General features: G+C 75.3%; 15 protein-coding genes. 4 read left to right on the top strand and 11 right to left on the bottom strand.

Features of this window, described 5'->3' with window-relative positions; genetic code table 11:
- Positions 1-191: 191 nt before the first annotated feature.
- Together ligA and ACFVTF_RS26065 are read right to left on the bottom strand one after the other, a co-directional pair.
- Entirely contained in the window at positions 192-2,258 is a 2,067-nt protein-coding gene (gene ligA, locus ACFVTF_RS26070; RefSeq protein WP_387816885.1) for an NAD-dependent DNA ligase LigA, read from the bottom strand.
- A 157-nt stretch (positions 2,259-2,415) separates the two neighbouring features.
- On the bottom strand, positions 2,416-3,033 hold the full coding sequence (locus tag ACFVTF_RS26065; protein ID WP_387816884.1) for a CGNR zinc finger domain-containing protein: 618 nt from the start codon (positions 3,031-3,033) through the stop codon (positions 2,416-2,418).
- A gap of 81 nt (positions 3,034-3,114) precedes the next feature.
- Between ACFVTF_RS26065 and ACFVTF_RS26060 the strand changes: the two genes are divergently transcribed.
- A complete protein-coding gene (locus tag ACFVTF_RS26060) occupies positions 3,115-3,897 on the top strand; it encodes an MBL fold metallo-hydrolase (protein WP_387816883.1) in 783 nt (260 codons plus the stop codon).
- 61 nt (positions 3,898-3,958) lie between these two features.
- Here ACFVTF_RS26060 and ACFVTF_RS26055 read toward each other — a convergent pair whose 3' ends face one another.
- The 4 genes from ACFVTF_RS26055 to ACFVTF_RS26040 form a co-directional block, all read right to left on the bottom strand.
- Positions 3,959-4,636, bottom strand: a complete 678-nt coding sequence (locus ACFVTF_RS26055; RefSeq protein WP_387816882.1) for a ScbR family autoregulator-binding transcription factor — start codon at positions 4,634-4,636, stop codon at positions 3,959-3,961.
- A gap of 84 nt (positions 4,637-4,720) precedes the next feature.
- Complete coding sequence (locus ACFVTF_RS26050; protein WP_387816881.1) at positions 4,721-5,587, bottom strand: BTAD domain-containing putative transcriptional regulator; 867 nt, start codon at positions 5,585-5,587, stop codon at positions 4,721-4,723.
- Positions 5,588-5,999: 412 nt separating this feature from the next.
- Positions 6,000-6,737 (bottom strand): ScbR family autoregulator-binding transcription factor, encoded by a 738-nt coding sequence (locus ACFVTF_RS26045; RefSeq protein WP_387816880.1) that lies wholly within the window; start codon positions 6,735-6,737, stop codon positions 6,000-6,002.
- A gap of 287 nt (positions 6,738-7,024) precedes the next feature.
- Complete coding sequence (locus ACFVTF_RS26040; protein ID WP_387816879.1) at positions 7,025-7,429, bottom strand: RidA family protein; 405 nt, start codon at positions 7,427-7,429, stop codon at positions 7,025-7,027.
- A 215-nt stretch (positions 7,430-7,644) separates the two neighbouring features.
- On the opposite strand from ACFVTF_RS26040, the gene ACFVTF_RS26035 reads away from it, so the two are divergent.
- Entirely contained in the window at positions 7,645-8,289 is a 645-nt protein-coding gene (locus ACFVTF_RS26035) for a C40 family peptidase (RefSeq protein WP_387816878.1), read from the top strand.
- 7 nt (positions 8,290-8,296) lie between these two features.
- Here the strand turns inward: ACFVTF_RS26035 and ACFVTF_RS26030 are convergent, their stop codons facing one another.
- Complete coding sequence (locus tag ACFVTF_RS26030; RefSeq protein ID WP_387816877.1) at positions 8,297-8,857, bottom strand: MarR family winged helix-turn-helix transcriptional regulator; 561 nt, start codon at positions 8,855-8,857, stop codon at positions 8,297-8,299.
- A gap of 95 nt (positions 8,858-8,952) precedes the next feature.
- Here ACFVTF_RS26030 and ACFVTF_RS26025 point away from each other — a divergent pair, with 95 nt between their 5' ends.
- Complete coding sequence (locus ACFVTF_RS26025; protein ID WP_387816876.1) at positions 8,953-9,363, top strand: VOC family protein; 411 nt, start codon at positions 8,953-8,955, stop codon at positions 9,361-9,363.
- On the opposite strand, the gene thrS is transcribed toward ACFVTF_RS26025, so the two are convergent.
- On the bottom strand, positions 9,357-10,637 hold the full coding sequence (gene thrS, locus ACFVTF_RS26020; protein WP_387816875.1) for a threonine--tRNA ligase: 1,281 nt from the start codon (positions 10,635-10,637) through the stop codon (positions 9,357-9,359). The two genes, ACFVTF_RS26025 and thrS, sit on opposite strands and share 7 nt — an antisense overlap.
- Positions 10,638-10,837: 200 nt before the next feature.
- Positions 10,838-11,569 (bottom strand): leucine-rich repeat domain-containing protein, encoded by a 732-nt coding sequence (locus ACFVTF_RS26015; RefSeq protein WP_387816874.1) that lies wholly within the window; start codon positions 11,567-11,569, stop codon positions 10,838-10,840.
- A 147-nt stretch (positions 11,570-11,716) separates the two neighbouring features.
- On the opposite strand from ACFVTF_RS26015, the gene ACFVTF_RS26010 reads away from it, so the two are divergent.
- Positions 11,717-14,803: an AMP-binding protein gene (locus ACFVTF_RS26010; RefSeq protein ID WP_387816873.1), complete on the top strand. Its 3,087-nt coding sequence runs from the start codon at positions 11,717-11,719 to the stop codon at positions 14,801-14,803.
- Positions 14,804-14,851: 48 nt separating this feature from the next.
- On the opposite strand, the gene ACFVTF_RS26005 is transcribed toward ACFVTF_RS26010, so the two are convergent.
- Together ACFVTF_RS26005 and ACFVTF_RS26000 are read right to left on the bottom strand one after the other, a co-directional pair.
- A complete protein-coding gene (locus ACFVTF_RS26005; protein WP_387816872.1) occupies positions 14,852-18,157 on the bottom strand; it encodes an amino acid adenylation domain-containing protein in 3,306 nt (1,101 codons plus the stop codon).
- The gene (locus ACFVTF_RS26000; RefSeq protein ID WP_387816871.1) at positions 18,154-23,703 is read right to left on the bottom strand and encodes an amino acid adenylation domain-containing protein; all 5,550 of its coding nucleotides are present in this window, start codon (positions 23,701-23,703) and stop codon (positions 18,154-18,156) included. Before ACFVTF_RS26000 ends, ACFVTF_RS26005 begins: the two co-directional genes overlap by 4 nt.
- Positions 23,704-23,711 lie beyond the last annotated feature (8 nt).

Raw genomic sequence — 23,711 nt, 5'->3', positions numbered from 1 at the left:
CCGCACGGCCGCGCTCCGGGAGCACCCGCTCGGACATACCGGTAATGGGGCTCACCTCCTTGAGTCGCGGTCGTACACGGCGTCGGCCACCCTACCGCACCCTCGACGCGGGCGATCAACTGGTCCTCCGGGCCCAGGTCCTGTCCCGCTGTCCGGCCGGTTGGCCGACCTGTTGGCCGACCTGGGCCGGCCTAGCCGAGCTGCTCGGCGACCAGGGCGGCGAACTCCTCCGGGGTCATGACCGGCACTCCGAGCTCCTCCGCCTTGGCACGCTTCGAGCCGGCCTTCTCGCCCGCGACGAGGAGGGTGGTGCGCTTGGACACCGAGGAGGAGGCCTTGCCGCCGGCGCGTTCGATCAGCTCGTTCATCGCGTTGCGGGAGAGCTCGGCGAGGGCCCCGGTCATGCTGCCGGTGACGACCACGCTCTGACCGGCCAGCGGGCCCGCCTCGGTGTCGTCCACGGCCGCCGCGCCGCCGTCCGCGGCCCGGGCGGCGGGAGCCGTCGGCTCGGTCACCGCCGTGCCGACGCCCTGCGTCAGGAGCCGGTCCAACAGCGTTGCCACATCGGCGAGTTCGGCGACGATCACGGCGGCCTTCTCGACCCCGATGCCGTCCACACCGGCCAGCGCCTCGGCGTCGGCGGCGCGGATCGCGGCCATGCTGCCGAAGTGCGCGGCGAGTCGGCGGGACATCGTCCGGCCGGTGCCGCGGATGCCGAGGGCGCAGAACACCCGGTTCAGCGGGCGGCTGCGGGCGGTCTCGATGGCGGCGAGCAGGTTGTCGGCGCTGGTGTCGCCCATCCGCTCCAGGGTGAGCAGCTGCTCCCGGGTGAGGGTGAACAGGTCGGCGAGGTCGCCGACGAGCCCGGCCTCGACCAGCTGGACGGCGCGGGTGCCGCCGAGGCCCTCGATGTCGAGCTGGTCGCGCCCGGCCGCGTAGATCACCGAGGCGACCGCCTGGCAGGCCCGGCCGCGCACGCAGCGCCAGCGCTGCTCGGAGGTGTCGATGGCGTCGCCGCAGCGCGGGCAGACCTCGGGGAAGGCGATCGGCTGCTCGGCGCCGGTGCGCTGGTCGACCAAGGGCGCCTCGACCCGCGGGATCACGTCGCCGGCCCGGTAGACGAACACCTGGTCGCCGATCATCAGCCCGCGGCGCCCGATGTCGGCCGGGTTGTGCAGGGTCGCGTAGGTGACGGTGACGCCGTCGATCACCACCGGTTCGAGGACGGCCCGGGGCGCGATGATCCCGGTGCGGCCGACGTTCCACTCGACGCCGAGCAGCCGGGTGACCTTGTGCTGCGCCGCCAGCTTGCGGGCCACCGCCCAGCGCGGCGCGCGGGAGCCGGAGCCGGCCGCCTCCTGGTCGGCCACCGCGTCGGCCTTCACCACCACGCCGTCGATCCCGAAGGGCAGCGCGGCGCGCAGGCCGGCGATCTCGTCGATCCGCTGCTGCGCCTCGGCGAGGGTCGCGCAGCGGTGCGGCGCGGCGTCGGTGCTGGCGGCGGTGTTGGCACCGAGGACGGCCAGCCGGGCGAGCAGGTCGGCGTGGTCGAGGCCGGGCAGGCCGAGGGCGTCGTAGGCGAAGAAGGTGAGCTCGACGCGGTAGGCGCGGTCCTTGGCGCGCAGGGTGCCGGCCGCGCCGCTGCGCGGGTGCGCGAACGGGGTGGCGCCGTGCGCGGTGCGGACGGCGTTGGCCTGCTCGAACTGCTCGTGGGTGAGCAGCACCTCGCCGCGCAGCTCGACGTCGACCGGTTCGGCGAGCCGGGCGGGCAGGCCGAGCACGGCGTCGGCGGCGGCGGTGATGTCCTCCCCCGCCAGGCCGTCGCCCCTGGTCAGCACCTGGGTGAGCCGGCCGGACCGGTAGCGGGCGGCGACGGCGAGGCCGTCCAGCTTCGGTTCGACGCACCAGGCGGCGACCGGCCGGCCGAGCCGGCGCTCCAGGCCGGCCGCCCAGGACTCCAGTTCCTCGGCCGAGAAGACGTTTTCGAGGGAGAGCATCGGGGCGCTGTGCGGGACGTCGCCGACCGCCGCGCCGCCGGCCACCTTGCCGGTGGGCGACTCGGGCAGCGCCTCGTCCGGGTGCTCGTGCTCGTAGGCCTCGATCGCCCGCACCAGGGCGTCGTACTCGTCGTCGCCGAGCGGGGCGGAGCCGTCGGCGTAGTACGCGGCGGCGGCCCGTACGGCGGCGGCGACGGCGTCGGCGTAGGCCTGCGGGGAGGCCAGGGCGGCGGGAGGGGCCAGGGTGGCTGCGTCCTTCATACCGCCATCATGGCGAGCCGCACTGACATTCGGCCTGCTCGAACACGGCTCGCACGGGCCGCGCCCGGGGGGGTGCGGCCCGCACCGGCCAGGGGTGTCGGCCGGGGCCGTCGGCGAGGGCGCCGGTCGGGGGCGCCGGTCGGGGCCGCCGGGCCGGTCAGTCGGGCTGGGGCCGGGTGCGCCGGGCGTAGGCGCGGGCCGCGCGGGCGCGGTCTCCGCAGCGGGTGGAGCACCAGTGGCGCCGGCCGTGCCGGAGCAGGTACCGGGTGCACGGGGTGGAGCCGCAGGCGGTGAGGCGGGCGGCTTCGGGCCCGGTGAGCAGGTCGGCGGCGTCGGCGGCGAGGGTGGCCAGGGCGTGGTCGACGATCTCGGTGGTGGGGTGGGGGGCCGCGCGGTAGGGGCCGCTGCCGTCGTCCCACCGCAGCAGCCGGGCCGTGGGCAGGCGGGTCAGGGCGTCGTTGACGGCGGCCAGGGCGGAGGAGGGTGCGGGCAGCTCCGCGACGCGGGCGGCGAACAGCGTCCTGACCTGTTCGCGCATCGAGCGCACCTGCGCCGTGCACATCTCCTGAAGGCCCGCGTCGGCCGGGGCGAGGCCGTGCTCCAGGAGCCACCGGCCGGCGGCGGCCGGCGTGCCGAGGCGGTCGAGGGCGTGTCCGCCGGGCAGCGCGACGGCGCTGTTGACCAGGGCGAGCGAGGGGTACTGCTGCTCGCCCGGCGCGGGTGGCACGGCGGTCTCGTCGGTGGCGGTATCCGCGGCGTCCGTCATGAGTCTCATGGTAGCGCTTGCGCTCATCCGTGAGAACCGGCTAACTTTCCTCACGGATAAACCGCTCTCAACCGTGAGGTGTCCTTCACCATGGCTTCTTCCGACACGACCGTCGAGCAGTTCCCCGTCCGCCTCTTCGGCGGCCCGACCGCCCTCTTCGAGTACGGAGGCCTGCGCTTCCTCACCGACCCGACCTTCGACGGCCCGGGCGACTACCAGCGGCCGGGCGGCCCGCTCCTCACCAAGACCGCGCCCTCCTCCGGGAGCCCCGCCGACGCCGGCCGCGTCGACGTCGTCCTGCTCTCCCACGACGAGCACCCCGACAACCTCGACCACTCCGGCCGGGCCCTGCTGGCCGACGTCCCGCTCACCCTCACCACCCCCGGCGGCGGCCTGCGCCTCGGCGGCACGGCCCGAGGACTGGCCGACTGGGAGTCGGTCACGCTGGACCGCCCCGGCGGCGGCACCGTCACCGTGACCGGCGTGCCCGCCCTCCACGGTCCCGGGGCCCGCGAGGAGGTGGAGGCCGCCACCGGCCAGGTCGTCGGCTTCGTCCTGACCGGCGACGGGCTGCCCACCGTCTACGTCAGCGGGGACAACGCCTCCCTCCCCGTCGTCGGGGAGATCGCCGAACGCTTCGCCCCCGTGGACACCGCGATCCTCTTCGCCGGGGCTCCCCGCTTCGCCGCCCTCTTCGACGGAGCGCCCCTCGTCCTGGACAGCGCCCAGGCCGCCGAGGCCGCCGCGATCCTCGACGCCCGCCGGGTCGTCCTCGTCCACCACGACAGCTGGGCCCACTTCACCGAGGGCCGCGACGACCTGGTGGCCGCCTTCACGGCCGCCGGCCTGGCGGAGCGCCTCCACACGGCGTGACCGGCCAGGGGCGGGGCGCGCCGTACGAGGCGCCCCGCCCGTCCGCCGCCGAACCGCCTGCTCAGCCCGGCAGCGACGTCAGCGGCCTGGTCCGGTAGGCGCCGGAGGAGCCCGGGGGGACGAGGCAGGGCAGCAGCCACTCCCACAGGGCACCGACCCGGCGGGCGCGCTCCTCGCCCGGGCAGCCGTCGCCGAAGACGACCTCCAGCCCGCAGGCGGCCGCCACCACCAGGGTCTCCGGGCCGGGATCGCCCGAGCGGTCGCGCAGCTCGCCGGCGCGCCGGGCACCGGTCAGCAACTCCCGGACGACACCGGCCCAGACGCCGTGGAAGCCCCGCACGCCCGCGACCGGCGCCCCGGGGTCGGACGTGGCGGGCGCGAACGCGGCGGTCCTCGACTGCCAGCCGCCCTCCCGGCCGAGGCGGAACGCCGCCCGGACCACCGCGTCCGACCCCAGGGCGTCGACCAGCCAGTAGCCCACGTCGATCAGCGTCTGCAGGGGGGAGGAGGTGGCCCGCAGACCGCCGCAGGCACCCCGCAGCGAGCGCTCGGCCCGCTGGAACACCGCCTGCGCCAGCTCCTCCTTGGACGCGAAGTGGAAGTAGAGCGCACCCTTCGTCACTCCCGCGGCGCCGGCGATCTCGCCGAGCGTGGCTCCCGCGTAGCCGCAGCGGTCGAACAGCACCGCCCCCGCCTCGACCAGCCGTCCGCGCGTCCGTTCCGACCTCTCCTGCACCACCCGACCCACACCCCTCACAACGACGAGCACGTTCCGACCACACACGAGCAGCGCCCCGGCAGCGGCGGGGCCTGCCGCGTGTCCTCAGCCGACCCGGGTGAACCGGGCCGCGGACCCCTCCGGCGAAGCGGTCGCGGCCGCCTCGCGCTCCGGACGCTCCGGGCGCTCGGGCCGCTCCGGGCCCGCCAGCAGGATGGAGCGCTGGAGCCGTCGCAGTCCGGTGGACGGCTCCATGCCCAACTCCCGTACCAGGGTGTTGCGCAGGCGCTGGTAGGCCTCCAGGGCCTCGCCCCGGCGGCCGGAGCGGTGCAGGGCGATCATGTACTGGCCGTGCAGGCTCTCGTGGGTGCGGTAGCGGTCGACCAGGACGGTGAGTTCGGCGAGCAGGACGCGGTGGCGGCCCAGCCGCAGGTCGGCCTCGATCCGCTGGTCCAGCGCGCAGAGCCTTGTCTCCTCCAACCGCCTGGCCTCGACGGCGAGTTGACCGCCGGCCGGGACGTCGGCGAAGGCCGGACCGCGCCACAGGCCGAGCGCCTCGCCGAGCATCCGGGCGGCCAGCGGGTGGTCGTCGCCGTCCATGGCCCGGTAGCCCATGCCGGCCAGGCGCTCGAACTCCCGGACGTCCGTCAACCCGCCGCCGCTGTTCAGCATGTAGCCGCCCGGCGAGGTCACCAGCACGTCCTTGGCGCAGGAGACCCCTGCCGCCGGAGCGACCTGCCCGAGTGCCCGGTCGATCATGTCGCGCAGCTGCAGCACGTACGTCTGCACCGTCGTGCGCGCACTGCGCGGCGGGCGGCCCGACCACAGCTCCTCGGCCAGCACCCCGGCCGACACCACCTGGTCGGCCCGTAGGGCCAGCAGCCCCAGCACCTGCCGCGGTTTCGGTGCCGACGGCACCACCGACACCCCGCACACCCGGACGTCCAACGCCCCGAGCACCCGAATTTCCACGATGACCACCCCAATCACACGGAACGCCGCAGGCCGATCCGCCGCGGCCGGCACCCGGGTCGACACCCCTAGGGCGACTGTCACCAGTCAAAAACAGGACGCGCGGTTTGTCAATACAAAACCGAACGTGCTGTTTGTTTCTTGGGATGGGCGGCCCGTCTCGGACGGACGGGCACAGCGGCCACCCTCCGCCACGAACCGGCCACCACGTGCAGCGGAGCGCGGGCAAACCGAAGGCGGCGTCGGACCCCTGTGGATCCCGCGCCGCCACCAATTCGCCCGCACTCCGCGCCCACCGCCGGTCGGCCGACCGCCGGGTCGACCACCGCCCGGGCGCCCCCGCGAGCAGGGGGCCACCGAGCCCTGGTCAACTCCGCACCAGCCGAAGCGACTTCCGGCCGGCGCCGGACCGTCAGCCCACACCGACCTCGTCCGCGACCGCGACCGTCCGGGCCGCCGACCGCGCCCCGCCCTGTGCCCCGGCCTGCGCCCCGGCGCCCTCCGCCGCCGCGCGGGCGGCCGCCACCTCGGCGACCACCTGGGCGCCGCGGTCCGGGCCCATCTGCAGCGAGCCGAGCACACCCGGCACCGCGATGCTCGGCATCAGGTGCTGGAACAGCCCGGCGGCCCTCCGCTCCAAGTCCGCGCGCCCGGAGAGCTTCTGCGACTGGATCTGCACACCCGTCCACGCCGCCGTGACCAGCCACGCGGTGTCGGCCGGGACGACGTGCGGCAGCAGTTCGCCCCGCTCGCCGGCCGCGACCAGCAGCGCCTCCAGCCGGCTGATCCAGCCGGGGATCGCGCCGCCGCCGAGGTCGTCGAAGACGTCCTGGCCCAGCGAGAGTCGGGCCCCCGCGCTCAGCAGCGGATCACGTGGCATCAGATACGCCACCACCATCCCGGTGTCCACGAACTCCTGGAGTTTGCAGACCCGTTCGGGCACACCGTCCTGGACGAACTGCTCCTCGACGACGCCCTGGGCCAGATCCCGCTTGGAGGCGAAATGGAAATACACCGCACCACGCGTCACACCGGCCCGCGCGACCACCTCGCCGATGGTGGCGCCCTCGTAACCGAACTCGTCGAAGACCGACGCCGCCGCCTCCAGGATCAGCCGACGCGTCCGGACCGCCCGCTCCTGCCGAACCACCGCAACCACCCCACCCAGAGCTCCCGGAAAACAAAACCAAACACCCCGTATCTTAGCTACCGGTGGCCTACGGACGACAAGACGATGTCGGGGAATCGCCTCAAACGCTCCTCCCCTCCCGCCCGCATCCTCCGCATTTTGCCTGCGGGCCGCCGTTCCTTCCCCGGGCGGCCGAAAGCGGCACCGCCGCCACACATCACGCATTCGAGGGAAAACCGAACGATCGGTTTCCTAATTCGGACGCCGGGAGGCCGGAACGGGAGGTCGGAACGGGAGGTCGAAAGGCGTCAGGGCAGGACGGCCACCGCCTCCACCTCCACCAGCTGGTCGTGGTAGCCGAGCACCGACACCCCCAGCAGCGTGCTGGGGGCGTCGTGCTCCCCCATGTAGGCGCGGTACACGTTCCACACCGCGACCAGGTCGGCCTGGTCGGCGGAGGCCACGTACACCGTCGTCCGGGCGACGTCGGTCAGCCCGGCACCGGCGTCCTCCAGCGCGGTTATCAGGTTCCGCATCACCTGGTGCGCCTGGCCCGCGTAGTCGCCGACGGCGACCGTCCGCCCCTCGGTGTCGAGCGGGCAGGCGCCGGCGAGCCAGAGCGAACGGGCCGGGGCGTCGACCAGGGCCGCGTAGGCGTAGTCGACGGCCGGGGTGAGGCGGGAGCTGCGGATCAACTTGACTGCGCTGTTCAAGGGGCACTCCGAAGGGTCGCGGCCGAACGTTCGCGCCCATCGTTGGTCTCTCCTGAACGACCGTCAAACCATTTACCAGCGCTTTCCCGTCCGTCACGGGCCCGTCGCGTCCACGATTCACCGTTGCGGGTGATGGCGGGCCGACCCGCCCGGCCGGAATCCTGGTGGCCGTCACCCGCGCGCGCCGACGCCGCGCCGACACCAGGAGGTCCCCCATGGAATCCCGACCGCCGTACCGCGACGAGGCCTCCGGGGTCCGCCGGCGCCGGATGCTGGGCCTGGCACTCGGGGCGGGGCTCGTCCCGGCCCTCGCTCCGGTCGCGGCCGCGACCCCGACCGCGACCGCGACATCGACATCGACAACCCGGTCGGATACCCCGGTGGTCGCGTCCGGCGCCCTGGGCCGCCGGGTCGCCGAGGTGGCCACCGCCCAGCTCGGCGTGCCGTACGCGTGGGGCGGCGGCGACCGGCTGGGGGCGAGCCTCGGCTTCTGCGACGACGAGAACGGCTACCTGGACGGCGTCTGCATGGGCGAGAGCACGGTCGGTTTCGACTGCAGCGGCCTGTCCCTCTACTGCTGGTACCGGGCCAGCCACGGCACGGTCGAGCTCGGGCACTACACCGTCGCCCAGTTCCACCGCAGCGCCCCGGTGGAGCGTGACGCCCTCGCCCCGGGCGACCTGCTGTTCTTCTCCCGCCCGGACGCGCCGCTGCACCACGTCGGGATCCACGTCGGCGACGGCGCGATGATCCACGCCGAGCGCACCGGGACGCTGGTCGCCCGGGTCGAGCACGTCCTCGACGTCCCGCGCTGGGCCGGCGAGTTCGCCGGGGCCCGCCGCCCCGGGCCGGCCGGCTGAGCGGGCCTCAGAGGCCGCGCCGCTCCCCCGGCCCCTGCTGTCCCTGCTGCGCCTGCTGCCCCTGGTGGACGCGCAGCAGCAGGGCGTGCAGCAGCTGCCGCTCCCGCGCGTCCAGCGGCGCCAGCACCTCGTCCTGCACCGCGCGCGCCCGGGCGTCCAGCTCCGCGAGCAGCGCCCGCCCGGCGTCGGTGACCGACACCGAGACCCGCCGCCGGTCCGCCGGGTCGCGGACGCGCTCGACGTACCCGGCGGCGGCCAGCTGGTCGGCGACCTTGGCGAGGTCGCTCGGGTCGATGCCCAGCCGCTGGACGAGGTCCCGCTGGGCGTGCGGCCCGAAGTCGGCGAGCGCGGCCAGCACGGCCATGTCCCAGAGCCGGAGGCCGTGTTCGGCGAGCTGCTCGGCGAGGCGGCCCCGTGCCGTCCGGCCGATCCGGGAGAGCAGGTAGGTGCTGAGGTCGAGCAGCGTCGGCGGCAGGGAGGGAGCGGACAGGGAAGGGGCCGACAGCGGGGGTTCGGCGAGCAGGGGCTCGGGGAGCGGGGGTTCGGGGAGCGGGGGTTCGGGGGCCATGGCGTCAGTCTAGGGTCCGTCCCTATAGTGGGTGTAGACCCACTAATATCGGACCGATCCGACCCGCTGAATCCTCGAACCCGGGAGCTTCGACCGTGGACGCCCTGTACCCCCGCCTGCTCGTGACCCGTTTCGCCGAGTGCTTCGGGTTCTACCGGGCGGTCCTGCCGCCCCTCACCGGCGCCGCCCTGGTCAAGGGCGGCCCCGACGGCCCCTACGCCAACTGGGACGTCGACGGGCAGGCCGTCCTGGTGCTCTTCGACCGCGCCGCGATGGCCGCCGCCCTGGGCACCACCGGCCTGCCCGAACGCCCGGCCGCCCCCGCCCAGGACGCCGCGATGCTGGTCCTCCGGGTGGCCTCCGTGGACGACGCGTTCGCCCTCTGCCTGCGCCACGGCGGCGCCCCGGTCGTCGGCCCGACGGACCGGCCCCAGTGGGGCCCGAACCTGCGCAGCGCCCACCTGCGGGACCCGGACGGCCACCTGATCGAGCTCCAGTCCTACTGAGCCGCCCCGCCCGCCCGGCGCGCGGGGTCGTCCGCCCAGAGGTCGGCGCTGCACGCCGCCACCAGCGCGCCGATCCTGGCCCACGCCTCCTCCGCGGGCAGCGGTTCGAGCCGGCGGCCGTCCCGCAGCCGCAGCGCGACCCGGTCGTCCACGGCCTCCTTGGCCCCGATCACGGCCTGGTACGGCACCAGGCGCGCCGCCCGGATCCGGGCGCCCAGGCCGCCGTGCTCGGGCCCGGCGACCTCGGCGCGCAACCCGAGGTCGAGGCAGCGCTGCCGGAGCCGCTCGGCCTGCGGCAGTTCGCCCTCGGAGACGGGCAGCAGCACCACCTGCGCCGGGGCCAGCCAGGCCGGGAACGCGCCGCCGCACAGCTCGATGAGGTGGGCGACCACCCGTTCCACGCTGCCGATCACGCTGCGGTGGACCATCACCGGCCGGTGTTTCGCGCCGTCCGGGCCGATGTAGTGCAGACCGAAGCGCTCGGGCTGGTGGAAGTCGATCTGCACGGTGGAGAGGGTGAACTCGCGCCCGGCGCCGTCGGCGATCTGCACGTCGATCTTCGGCCCGTAGAAGGCGGCCTCGCCCTCCGCCGCCTCGAACGGCACCCCGGAGCGTTCCAGCACGTCGGTGAGCAGCGCGGTGGCCCGTTCCCAGAGGGCCGGATCCGCCACGTACTTGCCGCCCGCGCCGGGCAGCGAGAGCCGGTAGCGGACCGGTTCGATGCCGAGCGCGCGGTGTGCCGCGCGGATCAGCTCCAGTGCGGCGACGGCTTCGTCGGCGGCCTGCTCCGGGGTGCAGAACACGTGCGCGTCGTTCAGCTGGATCGCCCGGACCCTGGTCAGCCCGCCCAGCACGCCGGACAGTTCGGAGCGGTACATGCCGCCCAACTCGGCCATCCGCAGCGGAAGTTCCCGGTAGCTGTGGGGTCGGGAGCGGTAGATCAGGGCGTGGTGCGGGCAGAGGCTCGGCCGGAGCACCATCTCCTCCGAGCCCAGTTCCATGGGTGGGAACATGTCGTCGCGGTAGTGCGCCCAGTGTCCGGAGATCTCGTACAGCTCGCGCTTGCCGAGCACCGGCGAGTACACGTGGCGGTAGCCGGCCCGCCGCTCGCGCTCGCGGATGAACTCCTCCAGGGTGTGCCGGATCGCGGCGCCGTCGGGCAGCCAGTAGGGCAGGCCGGAGCCCATCAGCGGGTCGGTGTCGAACAGGTCGAGTTCGCGGCCGAGCTTGCGGTGGTCGTGGGCGGGGCGGTCGTGCGCGGGGTGGTCGTGCATGGGGTGGTCTCCACTCGGGTCGGCGGGCGAGTGGTCCGGAGAACGGCGAAGCCCCGGGGCACTCGCCCCGGGGCTTCGGACTAGGTCAGCAGTCAGCGCACCGGGACTCTCTCCGGCGTCGTCGTGGCGAGTGCAGCGCGCTTCATGCGATCCACGATAACAGGGCGCCGACCGCCGTGGTGATCTTTATCCGTGGCCGCTCAGAACAGGACGGCGCAGCCGCGCGCGTCGAGCGCGGCGAGCAGCCGCGGCGAGGGGCGCGCCTCGTTCCACCGCAGGTCCAGCTTCTCCAGTGCGGGCAGTTCGGCCAGCCAGTGCGGCAGTTCGGTGATCCGGTTGCCGCGCAGGTCGAGCCGGCGCAGCAGCGGCAGCCCGGCGAGCACCGGCGGGACCTCGGCGAGCGCGTTGTCCCGCAGTTCGAGTTCGCGCAGCGCGGTGAGGCCGCCGAAGGTGTCCGGCAGGGTGGTCAAGCCGTTCCCGCACAGCCAGAGTTCACGCAGGGCGGTCAGTTCGCCGAGGCGGTCGGGCAGCGCCGTGAGCCGGTTGCGCTGGGCGCGCAGCTCGACCAGGGCGGTCATCTCGCCGATGGTGGAGGGGAGTTCGGCGAGCCGGTTGTCGCCGACGTTGAGGTAGCGCAGCGCGGTGAGGCGGCCGAGCGCGGGCGGCAGCGCGGTCAGCGCGTTGTCGTGCAGGTAGAGGAAGTCGGCGAGCCCGGTCAGCTCGCCCAGTTCGGCGGGCACAGCGGTGAGCCGGTTGTGTCCGAGGTCGAGGGTGCGGAGCCGTCGCAACCTGCCGATCCCGGGCGGCAGTTCGCTCAGGCCGGTCTCGGCGAGGATGAGCACGGTCAGGTCGGTCCGGTCCCACACCTCGGCCGGCACCGCGCCGAGGGGCCGGCGCCAGAGGTTCAGCGTCACGTCTGTCACGCCCGTCATTGTCCCGTCCGCGCGCCCGCTGCCGACGGGCGGTCGTGACGACATGTGAACGGATCTGGCGTCTTCCTTCACTGCTCCGATACGTTCTGGATCACTCAGCGGTCAGCAGCCCCTCCGGGAGTCGTCATCAACGCTCAGCCCGTCCCCGTGCCCCTCACCCTCCCCGCCCTGCTGGACCACCGGGCGGCGCTGCACCCCGACCGGGAGGCGCTGCTGGTGCCGGGCGGCGGCAGCCTCACCTACGGCCGGTGGCGCGAACGGGCGGTGCGGGCCGCGCACGGGCTGGCCCGGGCCGGGGTACGGCCCGGGGCCCGGGTGGCGCTGCTGCTCGACAACCGGGAGTGGGACGCGTACGCCGTGGCGTTCCTGGCCGCGCACTACGCGGGCGCGGCGGGGCTGGTGATCCGCGCGGACCTCTCCGGGGCGGACGTCGAACGGCTCGTCGAAGCCGCCGGGGCGCGCTGGGCGATAGCCGGGAACGGGCCGCGCACCGCGCTGCCCGCCTTCACCCTCGACGACCTGGAGAACAGCGGTGACGGCGAGGGCAATGGTGACGGCGAGGGCAACGGTGGCAGCGAGAACAGCGCCGCCGAACCGCCGTATCGGGCGGCTCCCGGGGACCTCGCCCAGATCATCGGCACCTCCGGTACCACCGGCACCCCGAAGGGCGTCCGGGCCGCGCACGCCAGCCTGACCGCCGGGCTCGTCCTCAACCCCCGCCCCCGCCCGTACGCGCACTCGCGCTACGCGGTGCACGCCTTCCCGATCGGGACCAACGCCGCCCAGGTCGTCCTGGTGAACGCGCTGACCGCGCAGCCGGCCACGATCTGCCTGCCGCGCTTCGACGCGGAGGAGTTCGGCCGGGTGGTCGAGGAGTACGGCGCGGGCACCGTCTTCCTGGTGCCGTCGATGGCGGTGGAACTGCTGAACTCCGGGATCGCCGAGCACCGGGACCTGAGCAGTGTCCTCCTGGTCAGCTCCTCCGCCGCCGCGCTCCCGCCCGCCGTCGCCGCCGGGCTCTGCGCCGCCCTGCCCAAGGCGACCGTCGTCAACACCTACACCTCCGCCGAGGCCTCCCCCGCCCAGATCTCCGCGATCGTGGACGCCGCCCGCCCCGGCTCGGTCGGCCGCCCCACCGACCCGGCCGACCTGCGGATCCTGGACGAGGCCGGGCGGCCCGTCGCGCCCGGCGACACCGGCGAGCTCTGGCTGCGCCAGCCGGGCCCGCCCCGGGGGTACGTCGGCGCCGACTCCGACGCCGTGTTCCGCGACGGCTGGGTGCGGATGGGCGACCTGGGCCGGCTGGACCGGGACGGCTACCTCCACCTGGTCGACCGGGAGAGCGACATCGTCAAGTCCGGTGCGCTGAAGGTCTCCACGCTGCGCATCGAGGCGGTGCTGCACGAGCACCCGCAGGTCGCCGACGCGGCCGCGCTCGGGCTGCCGCACCCGGTGATGGGCCAGGTGCCGGTGGCGGCCGTCGTCCCGCTCCCGGGCGGGATCGACCTCGACGGGCTGCGGCTCTTCCTCGGCGAGCGGCTCGCCCGGGCCGAACTGCCCGTACGCCTCCTGGTGACGGACTCGCTGCCGCGCAACCCCAGCGGCAAGGTCGTCAAGCACCGGCTCCGGGCCAGGTTCGAGGAGCCCCTGCCCGCCACCGGCACCGCACCGGCCACCGCCCGGGAACGCGCGCTGGCCGAGCTGTGGCGGGGCGTGCTGGGGCGGCCGGTCCGGGCCGTGGAGGAGGAGTTCTTCGCGCTCGGCGGGGACTCCTTCCGGGCCGTCCAGCTGGCCGCCGCGATCTCCGCCGAGTTCGGCGTGGCGGCCGGTACGGCCCTGGTGTTCGAGCGGCCCTCGCTGCGGGCCCAGGCCGCCTGGCTGGAACAGGCGGCGGCCTCGACCGGCTCCGCCGGGCCGGTGGAGCCGGTCGAGGCCGAGACGACGGCGTTCCTGCGCTCGCTGCGCGCCCAGCCGCACGAACTCCCGCTCACCTCGCAGCAGGAGAACTTCCTGCGCTGGATGGCCGAGGCCGAGGGCCGCAACGTCGGCTCGGTGGCGGTGATGTTCCGGGTGCTGGAGGAGCTGCGGACGGACACCCTGGCCGACGCCCTCCACCAGGCGGTCCGCCGCCACCCCGCGCTGCGCACCCGGTTCGTCCCGGTGCCGGACGCCGAACCGGGGGTGCCGCGGACCGTGCTCGACGACGAGCCGCGCGCGGACGTGGTGCTGCTGGACGCCCCCGGCGCGAGCGATGCGGAGGTGTCGGCCCGGCTCGTCGCCGAACGCGACCGGCCGACCGACCTGGCCTCGGGGGCGATGACCAGGCTCGCCGTGGTGAGCCGGGGCCCCGGGGACCACGTCGTCATGCTGGCGGTCCACCACATCGTCGCCGACGGCTGGTCGCTGGGCGTGCTGCTGCGCGACCTGGGCGTGCTGTACTCGGCGCTGCGCGGCGGCCGCCCGGCGCCGGCCGCCCGGCCGGGCCCGGCGTACCGGGAGCTGGTGGAGTGGTCGAACGCGCACTGGCCGGCCACCCGGGCGCACTTCGCGACGGCGCTCGCGGGCGCCCCCGCGGCGATCGACCCGTTCCCGGGGCGGCAGGACACCGAGGTGGTGCTGAGCGCCGCCCGGACGCTGGAGGTGCCGGCCGAGCGGGCGGGCGCGCTGCGGGCCCGGGCGGCGGAGCTGGGGGCCACCCCGTTCCTCGCGATGGCGGCGGTGTGGAGCGGGCTGCTGGCCGCCCGCAGCGGGCAGCGGGACTTCGTCCTGATGACCCCGGTGCCCGGCCGCACCAGGCCGGAGGCGGAACGCGCGGTCGGCTGCTTCGTCCAGTCGCTGCTGCTGCGGGTGGACGCCGCCGGAGACCCCGGGTTCGCCGAACTGCTGGACCGCGTCCGCACGGCCGCCACCACCGCGCTGGACCACCAGCTGTACCCCTTCGCCGAGTTCAGCCCGCTGGTCCCGTTCGCCGCCTGGCTGCGGTACGAGAGCTGGAGCGCCCCGGCGCAGCTGCCCGGGGTGGCGTGCGCCGCGTGGGAGCTGCCGCGCAACGCCACCGTGCCGTACCCGCTGCCCGGCGGCGACCGGCACGTGCCGGAGCTCGCCGTCACCGAGCAGCCGGACGGCTCGCTGCGCTGCTGGCTGCGGTACAACGAGCACGCCTTCACGGCCGAGGCGGTGGACGCGCTGGCCACGGACCTCGCCGCCGCGCTGGCGGGCGCCGCCGGGGTGTGAACCGGCCCCCCGCCCCCGTGCTGGGGGCGGGGGGCCGCGGCCGTGCCCTCAGCCGGTGAGCCGGCCGGCGGCCTCCGCCTCGGTGAGGCCGTCGATCTCGGCGATCAGCAGCGCCTCGATCCGGGCCGCCAGGACGGCCGGGGTGCTGCTCTCGAAGACGTCCCGGATCGGCACGTCGAGGCCGAGCCCGGACCGGATCCGCGCGGCGACCCGGGTGACCAGCAGGGAGTCCCCGCCGAGCGCGAAGAAGTCGTCGAGCACCCCGACCCTGGGCACGCCCAGCACCTCCTGCCACAGCTCGGTGACCAGGTGTTCGGCGTCGGTGCGCGGCGCGAGGTAGCGGGCCCCCGCAGCCGGTTCGGGGTCGGGCAGGGCCGCCGGGTCGGGCTTGCCGTTCGCGGTCAGCGGCAGCCGGTCCAGCAGCACCACGGCGTCCGGCACCAGGTAGGCGGGCAGCCGCCGGGCCAGGTGCTCGCGCAGCTCCGCCGGGCCGGGCCGGGCACCCGGGCGGGGCACCGCGTACGCCAGCAGCCGCCGGCCGTCGCGCAGCAGCACCGCGGCCTGGGCGACGGCCGGGTGCCCGGTCAGGGCGGACTCGATCTCGGCGGGTTCGATCCGGTAGCCGCGCAGCTTCAGCTGGCCGTCGCCGCGCCCCAGGTACTCCAGCTGCCCGTCCGAGCGCCAGCGGACCCGGTCGCCGGTGCGGTACATCCGGCCGCCGGTGAGCGGGTCGGCGCTCGACGGCTCGGCGGTGTACGGGTCGCCACTCGACGGGTCGGCGGTGTACGGGTCGCCAGCGAATGGGTCGGGCACGAAGGCGGCCGCCGTCAGGTCGGGCCGGCCCAGGTAACCGCAGGCCAGCCCGGCGCCGCCGAGGTACAGCTCGCCCTCGGAGCCGCGCGGCAGCAGGGCGCCGCGCTCGTCCAGCACGTACAGGCGGACGCCGGGCAGCGGGCGGCCCAGCGCGGGCCGGCGGGCGGTGTCAGCCGCCGTCAGGTCGGTCGCGGTGACGATGACGGTGGCCTCGGTGGGGCCGTAGGTGTTGACCAGCCGGACGGTGTCGCCGTGCCGCTGCCGCCACCGGTCGACGGCGTCGGCGCCCACCTGGGAGCCGCCGAGGATCTGCAGGCGCAGCGCGGCCGGCCAGTGGGTCTGCTCGCCGAGGCCGACGAGCTCCTCCCAGTAGGCCGTGGGCAGGTCGAGCACGGTGACGGTGTCACCGTGCGGGCCGCCCAGCAGGTCGGGCAGGGTACGGCCGCCGCCGGGCAGCAGGACGACGCAGGCCCCGGAGGCGAGCGCGGGCCAGAGCTCCTCGACGTGGGTGTCGAAGCCGAGCGAGGCGAACTGCACGACCCGGTCGGCTGGTCCTAGCGCGTAGCCGTCGGGCCCGGTCATCCAGGCCACCCGCGCGGCGAGCGCGGCGTGGTCGACGGCGACGGCCTTGGGCGCGCCGGTGGAGCCGGAGGTGTAGAGCACGTAGGCCGGGCCCCAGGGGTCCGACAGGACCGGTTCGGCGTGGGCGGGGTCGGCGCGGGTGGGCTCGGCGTGGGCGGGGTCGGCGCGGCCGGAGTCCGCGTGGTCGGGACCGTCGTGCCCGGGGCCGTCGATCGCCGGGTCGACGCCGGTGAGGACCAGGGCGGCGTCGGCCTCGCGCACCATCAGCCGGCGGCGTTCCTCGGGGTGGGCCGGATCGAGCGGCAGGTAGGCGGCGCCGGCCTTCCAGATCGCGGTCAGGGCGACGACCAGGTCGAAGGAGGGCGGCATCGACACCGCCACGACCCGGCCCGCCACCCGACCGAGCCGCCGCGCCAACGCGCTGGAGCGCCGGTCGAGTTCGCCGTAGGTCAGGCTCCGGCCGTCGCACTCCAGCGCCGGGGCGTCCGGTCGGGCGGCGGCCTGCTCGGCGAACCGCTCCAGCACCGTCCGGGCCTCCTGCGGCGGCGGGCCCGCCGGGCCCGCCCCCAGTGCGAGCAGTTCCGCCCGCTCCTCGGGTCCGACCAGCCAGTCCCCGTGCAGCGCGAGCTGCGGGTCGTCGACCACCCGGGCGAACAGGGCGCGGCACCGCTCGCCGAGGGCCTCGACGGTCTCCCGGTCCAGCACCTCGCGGTCGAAGCAGAAGGACAGCGCGATCCCGCCGTCGGCGGTGCGCCAACTGTCCAGCAGCAGGTCGGTCTTGGCCTGCTCGAAGCCGGAGTCCATGCTCGCGGTGCGGACGCCCGCGGGCAGGGCGGGCGCGCCGGGGCCGCCCGCCAGGTCGTACTGGCTCTGGTGGACGAAGACGGCCCGGTACAGCGGTCCGGCGCCGGGCTCCGCGGGCAGGCCGAGGTGGCCGGCGAGCCGTTCGACCGGCACGTCCTGGTGGCCCAGGGCGGCGAGCGTGGCCGAGCGGGTGCGCCGCAGCACGGTGCGGAAGTCGGGGTCGCCGGTGAGGTCGGCCCGGATCACCGCCGTCCGGCTGAAGTAGCCGAGCAGCGCCTCGTGCGCGGCCTCGTTGCGGCCGGCCAGCGGGGTGCCGACCACGAAGTCCCGGCAGCCGGTCCAGCGCGCGAGCACGTACTGGTACCCGGCCAGCAGCACCATGAACGGGGTGCACCGCTCCTGTCGCGCCAACTGGTCCAGGGAGGCGGTCAGTTCGGGGTCGAGGCGGACGGTGGCGAACCCGGCGGGCCGGGCCGGGTCGGCCGGCCTCGGGTGGTCGAGCGGCAGGCGCAGCGCCCCGGTGCCGGCCAGCCTCTCCGCCCAGTAGCGGAACGCCTCCTCGCCCGCCCCGCCGGCCGTCCTGGCCTGCTCGGCGCGAGCGAAGTCGCCGTACTGGAGCGGGAGTTCGGGCAGTTCGGCGGGGGCCTCGCCGATCGCCTCGCGGTAGAGCGCGAGCAGTTCGCGCCACATCGTCCGGAACGACCAGCCGTCCGAGACGATGTGGTGGACGACGACGCAGAGCGCGTGCTCACCCTCCCCCGCGCTGATCAGCGCCGCCCGCAGCGGCGGCCCGGCGGCGAGGTCGAAGGGCGCGTTGACGTACGGGCGGCAGGCGTCGGTGAACTCGGTCTCGGCCGCGCCCTCGGGCAGTCGGACCGACGCGAGGTCGATCTCGGCCGGGGGCTGGACGAGTTGGACGGGCTCTTCCCCGTCCGTGGCTCCGGGCCCTGCGGCGGCGCCGAGCGCGAAGCGGGTGCGCAGGATCTCGTGCCGCGCCGTCAGCCGGTGCAGCGCGGTGCGCAGGGCCTCCGGGTCGATCGGCCCGGTCCACCTCCGGTTGAGGTACATGTTGAAACCGGCGTCGTCCGGGTGGAGTTGCTGGAGGAACCAGAGTCGGCGCTGTTCGTCGGTCAGCGGGTGGATGGCGGTGGTCACCGGACGGTCACCTCGGTCTCGGAGCGGCGCGGGGCGGCAAGGGCGGCGGGGGCAGCAGGGGTGGCGGGAGCGGTCGCGGCCCGGTCCTGGAGGGTCTTCAGCCCGACCAGGTCGTCGGGCTCGGCGTCGGGGACGTCCCGGTCGAAGTGGCGCAGCACGGGCACGGCCAGGCAGACCAGCACCAGGGTGGCCATGGCGAGGCCGAACAGCAGGTAGAGCAGCCCGATGCCGCGGCCGTCGCCGGTGCCGATGAGCCGGCCCACGGTCGGGGCCAGGGCGCCGTCGTGGTCCATCAGCGGCTGGAGCAGCCGGGGCCCGAGCGGGGCGACCAGGGCGAAGCCGACCGGCAGGGTCGACCAGGCGACCATGGTGTTCACGGCGATCACCCGGCCGTGGAAGCGCAGCGGCACCTTGGTCTGCACGATGGTCGCGTAGACGCCGTTGACCAGGGCCAGGCCGAAGGCCATGCCGAACGCGCCGAGGGCGACCACGACCAGCGACGGGCGCAGCCCGGTGACCAGGCACGCCCCGGCCAGGGCCAGGGTGGCGAGCAGCACCCCGCGCAGCCGCAGGTGGCGCGGCCCGCCCCAGGCGAGCAGGGTGAGCCCGCCGAGCACGGCCCCGAGGCCGGCCGCCGTCGACACCCAGCCGGCCGCCGCGAGCGGGGCGAAGGAGAGCACCAGCGGGGTGGTGAGCAGGAACAGCGGGGAGAGGAAGATGTTCAGCACCGCGAAGAACAGCAGCATGGCCCGGAAGTGCCGGCTGCCGAGGGCTCGCCGGAAGCCCTCGCGGATCTCGGCGGAGACGCTCTCGCGCCGGCTGGCGCCCATCAGGTCGGGGAAGCGGACCGCCAGGGTGACGGCGAGGGCGGCGCCGTAGCTGACGACGTCGAGGGTGAGGATGCCGCCGAGGCCGATCGCGGCGAGCAGGCCGACGGCGAACAGCGGGACGAGGAACTGGGCGAGGCCGAAGGCCATCTGCACCAGGCCGTTGGCCCGGCCGAGGTAGCGCTTGGGGACGAGCTGGGGCACCGCGGCGTTCCAGGCGAGCCGTTGGAAGGTGAGCGCGGTGGAGAGCACGCCGATGAGCACGTAGGCGTGCCAGACCTGGAGGCTTCCGGTGAGGTGGAGCAGGAGCAGGAGCGCCTGGGTGGCGCCCGCGGCGAGGTCGCCGTAGAGCATGATCCGGCGCCGGTCGCCCCGGTCGACGACGGCGCCCGCGATCGGTGCGGCGAGGATGCCGGGGACGAGTCCGCAGGCGGCCAGCAGCCCGAACTGGGCCAGGGAGCCGGTGCGCAGGTAGATCCAGACCGGGAGGGCGAACTCGGTGAGCGCCGATCCGATCATCGACGCCTGCTGCCCGGAGGCGACGGTGAGGAAGCGGCGCATGGTCGGTCGCAGCGGGGCCTGCTCCGCCCGTGGCGCGCCGTCGCCCCGGGAGAGCCCGGCCAGCCACCAGGTCGCGCCGTCGCTGCGGTGGTGCCGTTCCTCCTGGCCGTCGGCGATCGAGCGGTGGACGCGGGTGAGGATCTCCGCGAGTTCGGCGGCCCGGTACTTGAGGTAGAAGTGGCCGGCCTCGTCGAGCACGACGACCGCGGCGGTGTCGGTGAGCCGGTGCCACTCCCGGTAGCGCTCCTGGTAGAAGTCCGTCGCCGGGTCGCGCTCGCCGCAGACGGCGATGATCGGGGCCCTGATCCGGCCGTCCTCGCTGTCGAACAGCCGGGTGAAGTAGCGTTCGGCGTCCTTGGTGCCGGTGCGGCGGTTGCGGACGATCAGCCGCAGCTGCTCGGCGTCGACCTCGTCGGTGTCCAGCCCGGCGGCGGCCAGGGCGTTGATCATGCCCTGGTCGTTGCGCAGCCGGTCGGTGAGGTCGGCCCAGCGTTCGCCGACGGCGGCGCCGCGGCCCCGGGGGCGGGCGAAGGGGAAGATGCCGCCGAGGTGGACGGCGTCGATCTCGCGGCCGGCGGCCTCGACCTGCCGGGCGATCTCCACGGCCAGGCGGACGCCGACGCCGCAGTGCCCGTACAGCACGATCGGGCCGGGGACGTTCTCGACGATCTCGCGGGCGCAGGTCGCGGCGACCTCGTCGATGTCCATCGCCTCCTCGCCGAGTTCGTGCCCCGGGACGGCGATCGAGTACAGCGCCCAGTCCTCGGGCAGGGCGTCGGCGAGCGGCTTGTAGATGAGCGCGCTGCCGCCGCCGTAGGGGGCGCAGATGACGCTGGCGGTGGTGCGCAGCCTCGGCGGGGTGAGCCGGTGGAGCAGGCCGCCGGGGCCGCGTTCGGCGGTCGGGTCGGCGACCAGGGCGGCGAGCCGGCGGACGGTGGAGTGGGTGAACAGGTCCATCACGCCGATGGGGGCGGGCAGCTCCGGGAAGGCCCGGCGCAGGCGGGCGACGACCTGGGTGGCGAGCAGGGAGTGGCCGCCGAGGTCGAAGAAGTCGTCGAGCGCGCCGACCCGTTCGATGCCCAGCACCTGGGCCCAGATCGCGGCGATCGCCGTCTCGGCCTCGCCGTCGGGTTCGACGTGTCCGCCGGTCGGCGCCGGGTCCTCGGGTTCGGGCAGCGCCTTGCGGTCGACCTTGCCGTGGGCCAGCAGGGGCAGTGCGTCGAGGACGACGTAGCGGGCCGGGACGAGGTAGTCCGGCAGGACGGCGCCCAGCGCCTCCCGCAGTTCGGCGGCGGTCGGGGCGGGGGCGGCGCCGGGGTGTTCGAGGTAGGCGACGAGGTTCTGGCGGACGCCCTCGCCGCGGAGCGTCACGAGCGCCTGGGTGATGCCGGGCAGCGCGGTGAGCGCGGCCTCGATCTCGCCGGGCTCGACCCGGTAGCCGCGGACCTTGATCTGGTCGTCGGCGCGGCCCAGGTACTCCAGCGTGCCGTCCGGCCGCCAGCGGGCCAGGTCGCCGGTGCGGTACATCCGCCCGTCGGCGAACGGGTCCTCGACGAAACGTTCCGCCGTCAGGTCGGGGCGGCCCAGGTAGCCGCGGGCGAGCCGGTCCCCGCCGAGGTAGAGCTCGCCCACCACCCCGGGCGGCACCGGTCGGCGGGCCTCGTCCAGTACGTAGCAGCGGGCGCCCGCGAGCGGGGTGCCGATCGGTGTGCTGCCGGGTCCTGCCGGGCCCGGCAGGACCTCGTGGACGGTGACGCCGACCGTCGCCTCGGTCGGCCCGTAGTGGTTGAACACGGCGCAGCGGCCCCGGCCGGCGAGGTCCGCCGCCCAGGCCCAGGGCGAGGCCTCGCCGCCGAGCACCAGGGCCCGGCGCGGGAGCAGCCGCTCCGCGTCCACGTCGGCGGTCAGCGCGGCCAGGTGCGACGGCGTCATCTTGAGGTAGTCGATGCCCGACTCCTCGATGTGCTCGGCGAGTTCGGCGCCGGCGATGCGGCGCGGCAGCAGGTGCACCCGGCCGCCGGTGGTCAGCGCCAGGTACAGCATGGTGATGCTGAAGTCGAAGGACAGGGACTGCAGCAGCCCGTAGGCCGCGCCGGGTTCGATCCGCAGGCGTTCCCGCACGCCGGCCAGGTAGTTGAGGATCTGGCGGTGCTGCACCGCCACGCCCTTGGGCTGCCCGGTCGAGCCGGAGGTGTAGATCACGTAGGCGAGGTCGTCCGGCCCGGACGTTTCCGCCAACGGTGCTTCTTCCAGGGGGAGTTCATCATGACCGACCGGCTCCCGGTCGACCAGCAGCTCGGCGCCGTCGTAGCCGGCGAACGCCGTCCGCAGCCGCGAGTCCGTGACCAGCACCCGCACGCCCGCGTCCGCCACCAGGTGGGAGAGCCGCGCGGGCGGCTGTTCCGGGTCCAGCGGCAGGTAGCCGCCGCCCGCCTTCAGGACGCCGACCAGGGCCGCCGCCAGGTCCGGGGACTGCTCCAGGCACACCGCCACCCGGTCGTCCGGGCCGACGCCCAGCGCCCGCAGCCGGCGGGCCAGGGCGGTGGCCCGGGCCTCGAGTTCACGGTAGGAGAGGGTGCGGCCGTCGAAGACCAGGGCCGGGCGGTCGCCCGCGCCGCGCGCCGCCTCGGCGAGCAGCCCGGTCAGCGTCCCGGGGCCGGCCTCGGGCGCGGGCAGTTCGGGGCCCGCCGCCCAGCGCTCGACCACGTCCCGGCGCTCCGGCCCGGTCAGCATCGGCAGGCCGTCGACGGGCTGCGCCGGATCCGCCGTCGCCGCCGCCATCAGCACCTCGAAGCGCTCGGCGAGCCGCCGTACGGTGTCGGCCTCGAACAGGTCGGTCCGGTAGGTAATCAGGCCGTAGAGCCCGCCGTCCTTCTTCTCCCGCAGGTAGAAGGCGAGGTCGGCGTGGGTCGTGGTGGCCTCGTAGCCGAACCCCTCCGCCGCCGCGGCGGGCGCGGTGGGGGCGGCGCGGTCCCCGTAGTTCTGGAACGCGAAGGTCACCTGGAACACCGCCGAGCGGCTGACGTCCCGTTCGACGTCCAGGTCCGCCACCATCTGCTCGAACGGCACCTCCTGGTGGGTGTAGGCGTCGAGCGTCGTCTCCCGCACCCGCCCGATCAGGCCCGCGAAGCTCTGCCCCGGCTCCAGCCGGGCCCGGATCGGCAGCATGTTGACGAACGCCCCGACCACGCCCTCCAGTTCGCGGTGCAGGCGGCCGGCCACCGCCGAGCCGACGGCGAAGTCCCGCTGCCCGGAGTGCCGCCCCAGCAGCACCTGGAGGCCCGCCATCAGCACCATGTACGTCGACGCCCCGTGGGCGCGGGCGCACTCGGCGACGGCCCGCACCAGCTCCGGGCTCCAGTGCAGTTCCAGGGCGGCGCCGTCGAAGGTGAGCACCGGCGGACGCGGGCGGTCGACGGGCAGTTCCAGTGCCGGGACGTCGGCGAGTTCGGTGCGCCAGTGGTCCCGGGAGGCGGCCAGCGCGCCGCCGGCCAGCCGCTCCCGCTGCCAGTGCGCGTAGTCGCCGAACTGTACGGGCAGCTCCGGGAGTTCGGCGGGGGTGCGGTGGGCGTGCTGGGCGTAGAGCGCGTCCAGTTCGCGGTTCAGGATGTCGATGGACCAGCCGTCGCAGACGATGTGGTGCATCACCAGGGCGAGCACGTGGTCCTCGTCGGCGAGCCGGACCAGCAGCGCCCGCAGGAGGGGGCCGTGCGCCAGGTCGAAGGGGCGGGCGACCAGCGCGCCGATCTCGTCGGCGGCTCTTCGCCGGGGGTCCGGATCGTCGGCCGCGTCCACGAACTCGGCCGGGAAGGGGCCCGGTTCGGCGATGGCGACCTCGGCGGTGCCGTGCTCCGTGGTCGGGAACGACATCCGCAGGCCCTCGTGGCGGTTCACCAGGTCGGCCAGGGCGCGGTCCAGCGCCGGGCGGTCCAGCGGACCGCGCAGCCGACGGGCCGGCGCCAGCGCGTAGGCCGTCCCGCCCGGTGTGAACTGGTCCATGAACCAGAGCCGTTCCTGTCCGCTGGACAGCGGCGGTGCGCTGCCCTCGGGGCGCGGCTCGACGGTGCGCCGGGGCGCGGCGGCGCCGCGCAGTCGCTGGGCGAGCAGGGCGCGTTTGGTGGCGGACCAGTCGGCGGGCGGGTCCTGGATGTCGGTCATCGGCGGTC

This window comes from Kitasatospora sp. NPDC057940 (assembly GCF_042887425.1).
Lineage (GTDB): Bacteria > Actinomycetota > Actinomycetes > Streptomycetales > Streptomycetaceae > Kitasatospora.
This window is presented reverse-complemented; position numbering and strand designations above follow the sequence as displayed.

What these genes read in the sequence shown, in the direction of transcription:
- ACFVTF_RS26065 (WP_387816884.1), bottom strand. Translation starts at nt 3,033, where the DNA reads ATGAGACTCATGACGGACGCCGCGGATACCGCCACCGACGAGACCGCC.
- ACFVTF_RS26030 (WP_387816877.1), bottom strand. Translation starts at nt 8,857, where the DNA reads ATGGCCCCCGAACCCCCGCTCCCCGAACCCCCGCTCCCCGAGCCCCTG.
- ligA (WP_387816885.1), bottom strand. Translation starts at nt 2,258, where the DNA reads ATGAAGGACGCAGCCACCCTGGCCCCTCCCGCCGCCCTGGCCTCCCCG.
- ACFVTF_RS26035 (WP_387816878.1), top strand. Translation starts at nt 7,645, where the DNA reads ATGGAATCCCGACCGCCGTACCGCGACGAGGCCTCCGGGGTCCGCCGG.
- ACFVTF_RS26000 (WP_387816871.1), bottom strand. Translation starts at nt 23,703, where the DNA reads ATGACCGACATCCAGGACCCGCCCGCCGACTGGTCCGCCACCAAACGC.
- ACFVTF_RS26060 (WP_387816883.1), top strand. Translation starts at nt 3,115, where the DNA reads ATGGCTTCTTCCGACACGACCGTCGAGCAGTTCCCCGTCCGCCTCTTC.
- ACFVTF_RS26015 (WP_387816874.1), bottom strand. Translation starts at nt 11,569, where the DNA reads ATGACGGGCGTGACAGACGTGACGCTGAACCTCTGGCGCCGGCCCCTC.
- thrS (WP_387816875.1), bottom strand. Translation starts at nt 10,637, where the DNA reads ATGCACGACCACCCCGCGCACGACCGCCCCGCCCACGACCACCGCAAG.